Below are 6,664 nucleotides of genomic sequence, written 5' to 3' on the forward strand. Positions count from 1 at the left end.
ATGGATATCCGCGCCGCTGAAATTTCCCGCGTCATTCGCGACCAGATCGCGAACTTCGACGCCGACGCGCAGGTCTCCGAAGTCGGCAGCGTGCTGTCGGTCGGCGACGGTATCGCCCGCATCCACGGGCTCGACAACGTCCAGGCGGGCGAAATGGTCGAGTTCGAGGACGGCACCAAGGGCATGGCCCTCAACCTCGAGGCCGACAATGTCGGCGTCGTGATCTTCGGCTCGGACGCCGCGATCAAGGAAGGCTCGACCGCCAAGCGCACCGGCACCATCGTCGACGTTCCGGTCGGCAAGGGCCTGCTCGGCCGCGTCGTCGACGCGCTCGGCAACCCGATCGACGGCAAGGGTCCGATCAAGGCCGACAAGCGCAGCCGCGTCGAGGTCAAGGCGCCGGGCATCATCCCCAGGACCTCGGTCCACGAACCGGTCCAGACCGGGCTCAAGGCGCTTGACGCGCTGGTTCCGGTCGGCCGCGGCCAGCGCGAGCTGATCATCGGCGACCGCCAGACCGGCAAGACCGCCGTCGCGCTCGATACCTTCATCAACCAGAAGCAGGCCAACGCCGGCAAGGACGAGAGCCAGAAGCTCTATTGCATCTACGTCGCCGTCGGCCAGAAGCGCTCGACCGTCGCCCAGATCGTCCGTGCGCTCGAGGAAAATGGCGCGATGGAATATTCGATAGTGGTCGCCGCGACCGCGTCGGAGCCGGCTCCGCTGCAGTTCCTCGCGCCCTACACCGGCTGCGCGATGGGCGAATATTTCCGCGACAACGGCATGCATGCCGTGATCGTCTATGACGACCTTTCCAAGCAGGCCGTCGCCTACCGCCAGATGTCGCTGTTGCTGCGCCGCCCGCCGGGCCGCGAGGCCTATCCGGGCGACGTTTTCTATCTCCACTCACGGCTGCTCGAGCGCGCGGCGAAGATGAACAAGGACAATGGCGCCGGGTCGCTGACCGCGCTGCCGATCATCGAGACCCAGGCGGGCGACGTGTCGGCCTACATCCCGACCAACGTCATCTCGATCACCGACGGCCAGATCTTCCTTGAGACCGACCTGTTCTACCAGGGCATCCGCCCGGCGATTAACGTCGGGCTTTCCGTGTCGCGCGTCGGCTCCGCCGCCCAGACCAAGGCGATGAAGAAGGTCGCCGGCTCGATCAAGCTGGAGCTCGCCCAGTATCGTGAAATGGCCGCCTTCGCCCAGTTCGGTTCGGACCTCGACGCCTCGACCCAACGCCTGCTGGCCCGCGGCGCCCGCCTGACCGAGCTGTTGAAGCAGCCGCAGTATCAGCCGATGCCGGTCGAGGAGCAGGTTGCCTCGATCTATGCCGGCACGCAGGGCTTCGTCGACGCCGTCCCTGTCAAGGACGTCACCCGCTACGAGGCGGCGCTGTTGAGCTACCTCCGCTCGGACCACAAGGACGTGCTGAAGGCGATCCGCGACACCAAAGCGCTCGACGACGACACCGCCGCCAAGCTCAAGGACGCGCTGACCGCGTTCGGCAAGCAGTTCGCTTAAGGCTCGAAGGGACGCTTAGGCGATGGCCAGCCTCAAGGCATTGAAGCTTCGCATCGGCTCGGTGAAGTCGACGCAGAAGATCACCAAGGCGATGAAGATGGTCGCCGCAGCCAAGCTGCGCCGTGCCCAGCAGAATGCCGAGGCCGGCCGGCCCTATTCGGACCGCATGGCCGAGGTCGTTTCCTCGCTGACCAGCCGGATCACCGTCGGCCCGCAATCCTCGCAGCTGATCGCCGGCACCGGCAAGGATGAAACCCACCTGATCGTGCTCGCCACCGGCGACCGCGGCCTGGCCGGCGCGTTCAACACCAACATCGTCCGCGCCGCGCGCCGCAAGGCCGAAGAGCTGGAAGCATCGGGCAAGAAGGTGCTGTTCTACATCGTCGGCCGCAAGGGCCGCCCGGTGATCCAGCGCGTCTATCCGAAAGCCATCATCGCCCAGCACGACACCAGCGCGATGAAGGCCCCGGCCTATGCCGATGCGCTGGCGATCGCCGACGATCTGATCGACCGCTTCGAAAGCGGCCAGTTCGACGTTGCCCACCTCGCCTACAGCGAATTCAGGTCGGTGCTGGCACAGGAGCCGCAGGTCGACCAGATCATCCCGGTGGTCGCAGCCAAGGCCGAAACCGGCGGCGCTGCCGCCGCAGCGGTCGAATATGAGCCGGACGAGGACGAGATCCTCGCCGCCCTGTTGCCCAAGAACGTCACAGTGCAAATCTATCGCGCGCTGCTGGAAAACCAGGCCGGTTTCTACGGCAGCCAAATGACCGCGATGGACAATGCGACGCGCAACGCCGGCGACATGATCAATCGCCTGTCGATCCAGTATAACCGCCAGCGCCAGGCGGCGATCACCACCGAACTCGTCGAAATCATCTCGGGCGCCGAAGCGCTCTAACGGACTTAGAAGGCAAGGAAACTAGACCATGGCCACCGCCGCTCCCGCCAAGCCCAAAGCCAAGAAGGCTGCAGCCCCGAAAGCTACCGGCGCGACCACCGCTCCCGCCCCGACCACCGGCAACCTTGTCGGCCAGGTCGCGCAGGTCATCGGCGCGGTCGTCGACGTTGCCTTCGAAGGCGAGCTGCCGCCGATCCTCGCGGCGCTGGAGACCGACAATGGCGGCAACCGCCTGGTCCTCGAAGTCGCCCAGCACCTCGGCGAGAATATCGTCCGCACTATCGCCATGGACGCGACCGAGGGCCTGACCCGCGGCCAGCGCGTCACCGCCACCGGCTCGCAGATCCGCGTGCCCGTCGGACCCAAGACGCTCGGCCGCATCATGAACGTCATCGGCGAGCCGATCGACGAGCGTGGCCCGATTGGCAGCGACCTTTCGGCCCCGATCCACGCCGAGGCCCCGGCCTTCGTCGACCAGTCGACCGAAGCCAGCATCCTCGTCACCGGCATCAAGGTCATCGACCTCCTCGCTCCCTACGCCAAGGGCGGCAAGATCGGCCTGTTCGGCGGCGCCGGCGTCGGCAAAACCGTGCTGATCCAGGAGCTGATCAACAACATCGCCAAGGGCCACGGCGGCGTTTCGGTGTTCGCCGGCGTCGGCGAGCGGACCCGCGAAGGCAACGACCTCTATCACGAGTTCCTCGACGCGGGCGTCATCGCCAAGGACAAGGACGGCAACCCGACCCCCGAGGGCTCGAAGGTCGCTCTGGTGTTCGGCCAGATGAACGAGCCGCCGGGAGCGCGCGCCCGCGTCGCTTTGTCGGGCCTCACCCAGGCCGAATATTTCCGCGACCAGGAAGGCCAGGACGTGCTGTTCTTCGTCGACAACATCTTCCGCTTTACCCAGGCGGGTTCGGAAGTGTCGGCGCTCTTGGGCCGTATTCCTTCGGCGGTGGGCTATCAGCCGACCCTGGCGACCGACATGGGCCAGCTGCAGGAGCGGATCACCTCGACCAACAAGGGTTCGATCACCTCGGTGCAGGCGATTTACGTGCCGGCCGACGACTTGACCGATCCGGCCCCGGCCACCTCCTTTGCCCACCTCGACGCCACCACGACCCTGTCGCGCGCCATTTCGGAGCTGGGCATCTACCCGGCCGTCGACCCGCTGGACTCGGTCAGCCGCGTGCTGACAGCCGCGGTGGTCGGCCAGGAGCATTATGAGGTCGCCCGCGCCGTCCAGGAGACGCTGCAGAAGTATAAGAGCCTGCAGGACATCATCGCCATTCTCGGCATGGACGAGCTGTCGGAGGAGGATAAGCTGACCGTCTCGCGCGCCCGCAAGATCCAGCGCTTCCTGTCGCAGCCGTTCCACGTCGCCGAAGTGTTCACCGGCATCCCGGGCAAGTTCGTCCAGGTCGAAGACACGGTCCGCTCGTTCAAGGCGGTCGTGAACGGCGAATATGACCACCTGCCCGAGGCAGCCTTCTACATGGTTGGCGGCATCGACGAGGCGGTCGCCAAGGCCGAGAAGCTGGCCCAGGAGGCCTAAGCGCATGGCCAACGACCTTCGCCTCGAAGATTGCGTCAATACGCACTGCCCCTGGTCGGGTGACCCGGTCAGCGCGGACAGCCTGACGCGCTACCAGGGCAAGGTCGTCGGCTTTTGCAACCCCGGCTGCCGGGACAAGTTCGAGAAAGCGGCCTCGCACTTCGACGCCGTGATCGAGGGAAAGAAGTAAGATGGCCGAGTTTCACTTCGAACTGGTGACCCCGGAGCGCCTGGTCCGCTCGGAAGAGGTCCATATGGTCGTGGTCCCCGGCACCGAGGGCGATTTCGGCGTGATGGCCGGCCATGCCCCGGTGATGACCACGCTCAAGGACGCCGAGCTCAAGATTTACAAGAGCGCCGGCGCCCAGCCGGAGAGCATCGCCGTGTCGGGCGGGTTCGCAGAGGTCGGCGACAAGGGCCTGACCGTGCTGGCGGAGAGCGTCGGCGCCTAGGTGCCAAAAGCCAGGGCGTTAACCGCGTTTTTACCCTGAAATCCCACAAGGGGCTCTTCCGAATTGCGGAAGGGCCCTTTTCTTCATGTTCCAGCAGAAATTCGCGCTGCAAACCGATGCCCGCGAAGCGCCGCTGGAACTGTGCGTGGTCATTCCGACCCTCAACGAAGCGGGAAATGTCGAGGCCCTGCTTGAAAAGCTCGGCATCGCGCTGGCCGGAATCGAATGGGAAGCCATCTTCGTCGATGACAGCTCGTCCGACGGAACGCCCGAACTGCTCACGAAAATTGCCCAGTCCGACCGCCGGGTGAGGATGATCCGCCGGATCGGCCGCCGCGGCCTGTCCTCGGCCGTGGTCGAGGGCGCCCTCGCCTCCACTACGCCGGTAATTGCGGTGATCGATGCCGACCTGCAGCACGACGAACGCATCCTGCCCGACCTCTATCGCGCCGTTGCCGGCGGTCATGAGCTGGCGATCGGCACCCGCTATGCCGGCACCGGCTCGACCGGCGAATGGGACGAAAGCCGGCTCAAGATCAGCCGTTTCGCCACCGCCCTCGCCTCACCGATCATGAAAACCCGCCTCAGCGACCCGATGAGCGGCTTGTTTGCCGTCCGCCGCGATGTACTGCTGGAGGCGGCGCCGCGGCTCAGCAATGTCGGCTACAAGATCTTGCTCGATGTGGTCGCCTCCATCCACCGCCCGCTCAAGACTGCGGAGGTCGGCTACACCTTTGGCACCCGCGTCGCTGGCGAATCCAAGCTCGACGAGATGGTGGCGCTCGAATATCTCGAGCTGCTGCTCGACAAGACCGTCGGCCGGTTCGTGCCGGTCAAGCTGGTCCAGTTCGGCGCGGTCGGCATGCTCGGCGTCGGCGTCCACCTGCTGCTGCTCGACATTGCGCTCAATGCCCTCGGGCTCGCCTTCTCGGGCGCGCAGGCGGCGGCGGTGATCGGGGCGATGACCTTCAATTTCGCCTTGAACAACCGCTTCACCTACCGCGACCGCCAGCTCAAGGGCCTGGCCTGGGTCGGCGGCCTCTTGTCCTTCTACCTGGTTTGCTCGCTCGGCGCAGTCGCCAACGTCGGCATCGGCAGCCTGGTCTACGACCAGTTCCACGGCTGGTGGGTGGCCGGGATCGCCGGCGCGATCGTCGGATCGGTGTGGAATTACGTCGCCAGCGGCTGGCTTACCTGGGCCCGGCGGTAAGGCGCGCGTTGATCGATATTAGTCTTTTCTCAAAGTTTGATGACTATTCACCATCTCTGTTTTCCGCGGATGTAGCATTGGGAATCACCGGTTATGAACGCATTCGGCAAGCGTAACGGTCTGGGCCAGCGGCCGAGCTTCGGTGTTGCGCGCCCGATGAAGGGCGGCTCCGCCCCGGCCGGAGGCGACCAATTCCCTCCCGTCGAGGACCTTCCCGAAGCCACTGACGAAGATGGTGCCGAAGAAGGATCCGGTGGTACCGGCGCTCCTCCAATGGGCGCCATGGACCGGCTCAATGACCGGCAGAACGCCAGCGGCGCCGCCGCCTCGTCGAAGAGCGAGGGTTTCGAGGCTTCGGTCCACCGCATCAAGGAACAGGTGCTGCCGCGCCTGCTCGAACGCGTCGACCCGGAAGCCGCCGCCACGCTCGGCAAGGACGAGCTGGCCGAGGAATTCCGCCCGATCATCGGCGAAGTGCTCGCCGAGCTGAAGATCACCCTCAACCGCCGCGAGCAGTTCGCGCTGGAAAAGGTGCTGGTCGACGAATTGCTCGGCCTCGGGCCGCTCGAGGAGCTGCTCGGCGACCCGGCGGTCAGCGACATCATGGTGAACGGCCCCGACCAGACCTTCATCGAGCGCAAGGGCAAGCTGGAGCTGGCCAAGATCCAGTTCCGCGACGAGGAACATCTGTTCCAGATCGCCCAGCGCATCGTCAACAAGGTCGGCCGCCGCGTCGACCAGACCACGCCGCTGGCCGACGCCCGCCTCAAGGACGGCAGCCGCGTCAACGTCATCATTCCGCCGCTGTCGCTCCGCGGCACCGCCATCTCGATCCGTAAATTTTCCGAGAAGCCGATCACGCTCGACATGATGCGCGGCTTCGGCTCGATGTCGGAAAAAATGGCGACGGTGCTCAAGATCGCCGGCGCCAGCCGCATGAACGTCGTCATCTCCGGCGGTACCGGTTCGGGTAAGACGACCATGCTCAACGCCCTGTCGAAAATGATCGACCCCGGCGA

The 6,664-nt window shown here is 65.4% G+C and carries 7 protein-coding genes; all 7 read left to right on the forward strand.

Translation table 11 applies throughout. The features are described from left to right. On the forward strand, positions 1 to 1,530 hold the full coding sequence (gene atpA / locus Q0C64_RS06835; protein ID WP_294121863.1) for a F0F1 ATP synthase subunit alpha: 1,530 nt from the start codon (positions 1 to 3) through the stop codon (positions 1,528 to 1,530). 22 nt (positions 1,531 to 1,552) lie between these two features. Further along, positions 1,553 to 2,431: a F0F1 ATP synthase subunit gamma gene (locus tag Q0C64_RS06840; RefSeq protein ID WP_294121864.1), complete on the forward strand. Its 879-nt coding sequence runs from the start codon at positions 1,553 to 1,555 to the stop codon at positions 2,429 to 2,431. 28 nt (positions 2,432 to 2,459) lie between these two features. Continuing rightward, complete coding sequence (gene atpD / locus Q0C64_RS06845) at positions 2,460 to 3,983, forward strand: F0F1 ATP synthase subunit beta (protein WP_294121866.1); 1,524 nt, start codon at positions 2,460 to 2,462, stop codon at positions 3,981 to 3,983. A 4-nt stretch (positions 3,984 to 3,987) separates the two neighbouring features. Further along, positions 3,988 to 4,173 carry a glutathione S-transferase gene (locus Q0C64_RS06850; RefSeq protein WP_294121869.1) on the forward strand — a complete coding sequence of 62 codons (186 nt, stop codon included), beginning with the start codon at positions 3,988 to 3,990 and terminating at the stop codon, positions 4,171 to 4,173. Between the two features lies 1 nt (position 4,174). After that, a complete protein-coding gene (locus tag Q0C64_RS06855) occupies positions 4,175 to 4,435 on the forward strand; it encodes an ATP synthase F1 subunit epsilon (RefSeq protein ID WP_294121871.1) in 261 nt (86 codons plus the stop codon). 85 nt (positions 4,436 to 4,520) lie between these two features. Continuing rightward, positions 4,521 to 5,645 carry a glycosyltransferase family 2 protein gene (locus tag Q0C64_RS06860; protein WP_294121872.1) on the forward strand — a complete coding sequence of 375 codons (1,125 nt, stop codon included), beginning with the start codon at positions 4,521 to 4,523 and terminating at the stop codon, positions 5,643 to 5,645. 93 nt (positions 5,646 to 5,738) lie between these two features. Continuing rightward, positions 5,739 to 6,664, forward strand: a 926-nt coding sequence (locus Q0C64_RS06865) for an ATPase, T2SS/T4P/T4SS family (RefSeq protein ID WP_294121874.1), incomplete at its 3' end; no start/stop codon positions are given.

This window comes from Sphingomonas sp. (assembly GCF_023266535.1).
Classification (GTDB): domain Bacteria; phylum Pseudomonadota; class Alphaproteobacteria; order Sphingomonadales; family Sphingomonadaceae; genus Sphingomicrobium.